The organism is Chromohalobacter sp. 296-RDG, from assembly GCF_029889885.1.
In the GTDB taxonomy this organism is placed as follows: domain Bacteria; phylum Pseudomonadota; class Gammaproteobacteria; order Pseudomonadales; family Halomonadaceae; genus Chromohalobacter.
The window spans coordinates 1-4326 of sequence record NZ_JARANY010000114.1; the positions used below are offsets into that span (position 1 = coordinate 1).

The window sequence follows — 4326 nt, forward strand, 5'->3', positions numbered from 1 at the left end:
GGAAGAAGGCGCGTACTTGACCCCCGCCTCCCACTGTTTACCTTCGATTTCTTCGAAAACCGCACCCTGAGCGTCAGTCTGAGCTTGCGGCCTGAACGACTCGGTATAGCTGAGATACGGGCTCACCCCGTTGTCACCCAAATACATCAGGCCGCCGGAGAAAGAGGTCTTGGACTGGGTCTCATCAACTGTGACATCGGTGTCCTGATTCGTATTCTTAACATCGGCACTGTCATGACGAACACTGCCCAGCAGCACCCAGCGATCATCGATGCGCAGTTGATCCTGTACATAAACACCAAGCTGCTGTTTATCGATCTGCCGGCCTATCAGTTGGCTGTCAGGTACCGGTGTAGCGGTTGTATCAGGATTGAAGATATCGACAGTATCGTAGGTGTAATTGTCATATTCTTTACCATCAAGGCTCAGGTCCTGATAGTCGACACCGAACAACAGCGTATTTTCCGTGCGTTCGGTATACCACTTACCGACCATACGGTTATCGATGGTAAAGCTGTCGATCTCACCGTCACGCTGTAAATGGCCACGATATGCCGTCCGATCATCATTGCGATACGACATCAGGTACGTACTACGCAGATCCAGATCTAAGTGACTATAGCGAAAGTTTTGCTCGAACTTCCAGGTGTCATCAAGCTGGTGCTGAAATTCATAACCGATACCGAACTGGGTATGCTCATCTTTATCGTAGTCTGAAGCACCATAATTAGTCTCGGGATCGACTTTCCCATAGGGAGTATCTTCCAGCGTGCCGTACGCAAGCTTAAAGGGATTTTCAGGCGTACCATCATCCTTCTGGTAACTGGCCAGCAGGGTCAGTTGAGTATCATCGGAGATATCCCACTCGAGGCTCGGCGCGAAGTAGACACGCTCGTTATCCGTGTCATTCAAATCGCCATCACGCTCCTTGTACAGTCCCACGAAACGGTAGCGCACATCACCGCTTTCAGTGACGGGTCCTGATGTATCGATCCCGAATTGGCGGTGATTACGGTTACCGGCCTGGATCTCGATCTCGCCACGCTTCTCAGCGGTAGGACGTTTACTGACGGCATTGACTATCCCTCCAGAGGGGGCTTCTCCGTAGAGAATCGACGCCGGTCCTTTGAAGACATCGACACTTTCCAAACCATAAGGCTCGGGCGTCCACTGGTAATATCCCGGTGAATAAAGACGTAGCCCATTTAGGTAGGTCGCCTGGTCAAACCCGCGCACTTTGAGCCAGTCGGTGTTGTTATCCGCACCAAAATGCCCTGACAGCACACCGGAGCGATAACGGAAGGTTTCGTCGAGACTCTGGACGTTGCGTTCATCGAGTTCTTCGCGGCTCACGCTGGAGACCGAACGCGGCGTCTCGGCAAGCGGCATGGCGACCTTCAGTGCCGTTGCGGTGACGACCACGGTATCGGTCTGGGCGGCATCATCTTGTGCCTGCGCCGCCAGCGGGCAGCTCAGCAGCAACGTTGCCATGGCCAGGCGACGTGCCGGGGGTAACAACACGTTGATCGGCTGCGACGAGGAGAGGAAGCGGGACATGAGGTTTCCTTGTGACATTTTATTAGCAGACGGCAGGGAGCACGCGTCAAGCAAAGCCTATCGCATATGATAAGAATTGTGATTTGTTTTCACAATGACGAACGTTCAACGCACGCCCTGCCCCCTTCGCGCATTGCCTGTATAAGCTCTCGATCGTGCCACTGTGCCGCAGCCAAGGCGTCGAAATTCCCCAAGAGAAAACGTGGCATGACGCCCCTCCTCCCCGGATCATGCGATGCATCTATATTGCAAATAAAAAGAATTATCATTAGCATAAAGATTCAAAACCCATAACAGCAAATCATCACGTCACATCCAGCAAGGGGATATCGGTTACTATGCAAGCCTTCCAACGACCACGACATAGGCAGCTCTCACTGCTCCCATTGGTGCTCGTCTCTGCTCTGCCGGCCACGGCACTGGCCCAAGCATCCACGAGCACGGAATCGCAAGATGCCAACGACCAGGGGCTAGATCCACTGGTCATCACCGCGACCCGCAATCGCAGCAGCGAAGGCGAGACCCCGCAGAAGGTCACCGTCATCAACCGCGAGCAGATCGAGCAGCAGCTGGCGATCACCCAAGATCCCAGTCAGGTGCTCAGTAACTTGGTCCCTTCCTACTCGCCCAGCCGCCAGAAGCTCAACAATACCGGCGAGACTTTCCGCGGGCGTTCAGTCCTATTCATGGTGGATGGCGTGCCCCAGTCCAATCCGATGCGTGATGGTGGAAGAGACAGCTACACTATCGACCTTTCCATGGTCGAGCGCATCGAAGTTATTCATGGCGCCAGCGCCGAACAAGGCCTGGGCGCGACCGGCGGCATCATCAACTACGTGACCAAGCGACCCGAAGGCGCCGGGGTAAGCCAGCATGTCGGCGTCAGCTTGACTAGTGACGACGATTTCGAGTCTGAAGGCTTCGGTCACAAACTGGACTACCGCCTCAGCGGCCAGACACGCGATTGGGACTATATGTTCGCCGCTAGTCGCCAAAAACGCGGTGTCTACTACGATGGCGACGACGAGATCGTCGGCATGGCCTACCATGGCGAGATTCAGAACTCCGAGAGCTATGACCTGATGGCCAAGGCGGCCTACTGGATCGATGACGACCAGAACGTCGAGTTCTCCCTCAATCATTACGACCTCGACGTCGGCGACGATTACGTGCCGGTATCCGGTAATCGCGATAAGGACGTACCGACCAGGGCCAAGAAAGGCAATCCCGTTAACGACCCAGGTTATAATAGGGCCACCACCGCCCGGTTGTCCTACGAGAACCGTGACTGGCTTGGCAATGAGTTGAATGCCCAGCTCTATACTCAGCGTTTCCGCGCCCAGTTTGGCACCACCGGTCTCGAATCTTTCCCTTATCAAGACGACGCGGGCAATACCCGCTACGACCACACGCGCAACGAGTCCGACAAGGTCGGCGCCAAGTTCACTTTAAGCCGCGACGGCCTGCTCGACGACCGCCTCAAGCTGACCACTGGCCTCGACCTGCTGCAGAACGAGACCCAACAGGTGCTGGTCCAGACCGACCGCAACTATGTGCCCGAGAGCCAGTTCCGCAACTATGCGGTCTTCCTGCAAGGGGACTACGACCTGACGCAGGCGCTGAGCCTGCATGCAGGCGCTCGCCAGGAGCATGCCACGCTAAACGTCGACGACTACTCGACCGTAGACAAAGATACCAGTGTCGAAAACGACCTGGTCTCGGTGGGCGGCGGTAACCCCAGTTTCGACGAAACCTTGTTCAATGCCGGTATCGTCTATCAGGCCACTGACTGGGCCCAGCTCTACGCCAACTACTCCGAGGGATTCGGCATGCCCGACGTGGGCCGAGTGCTGCGCGGTGTCAGCGAGCCCGGCCAGGACGCGGACACCCTAGTAGACCTCTCGCCCATCGTCACCGACAACCGTGAGATCGGCGCTCGCTTCGACTGGGATCGCTACGGCCTCGAACTGAGTTATTACGAGTCGAATTCCGACCTCGGCCAACGCATCGAACCCGATGCCCAGAACAACTACCGGGTCAAGCGAGAGAAGACCGAGATCCAAGGCTATGAGATCACCGGCGATGCCCAGGTGAATGACGCTCACAACTTGCGGCTTACCTATACCCACGCCGAGGGCAAGTCGGACCAAGACGGCGACGGCAGCGTGGATACCAAGCTGACGGGCCGGGACCTTGCCCCGGACACCTTCAAGCTCGCCTGGAGCGCAGCCTGGAACGACAAGCTCTCCTCGCACCTGCAGTACAGCTACTACCGTGACCGCAGCTTCGACGATCCCGAGCTCGAATTCGACGGCTACGGCCTGATCGACGCCTCACTGGCTTATCGCCTGCCTATAGGCCGTGCCAGCCTGGGCGTGGAGAACCTCGCCGACAAGGACTACTTTACCTACTACTCACAATCGTTCCCCCAAGGGGACGCTCTTAAAGACGACCTGTACTTCAAGGGCCGGGGACGTACTTTCACCCTGAGCTATCAGCTCGACTTCTAAGCAAAAACATCCGACAGATCTGACTTGTTGAGCGGCGCCTCCATGGCGCCGCTTTTCGTGGCGTATCGTATTTTCCGAAAAGCGCGGCACAGACGCGCCAGCCTCTAACCCGAGGCCGCCTTATCGAAAAAAATCGCATTTGATAATTCTTTGCATTAAACTTTGCAGCATGCCATCATTTTACTCCACTCCATGACGCATTCCTGATTCGCGTTATGCGAGGGCGATGCCTTCTCTGCTCCCATCAAGTGAGTATCCA

Annotated in this window: 2 protein-coding genes; one reads left to right on the forward strand and one right to left on the reverse strand. The window is 56.0% G+C overall.

Features of this window, described 5'->3' with window-relative positions:
- A partial coding sequence (locus tag OP495_RS16655) for a TonB-dependent siderophore receptor (protein ID WP_280570848.1) occupies positions 1 to 1557 on the reverse strand: 1557 nt, incomplete at its 3' end.
- Between the two features lie 338 nt (positions 1558 to 1895).
- On the opposite strand from OP495_RS16655, the gene OP495_RS16660 reads away from it, so the two are divergent.
- Positions 1896 to 4067, forward strand: a complete 2172-nt coding sequence (locus tag OP495_RS16660) for a TonB-dependent receptor (protein WP_280570850.1) — start codon at positions 1896 to 1898, stop codon at positions 4065 to 4067.
- Positions 4068 to 4326 lie beyond the last annotated feature (259 nt).

Coding starts and splice junctions, on each gene's coding strand:
- OP495_RS16660 (WP_280570850.1), top strand. CDS start 1,896: ATGCAAGCCTTCCAACGACCACGACATAGGCAGCTCTCACTGCTCCCA.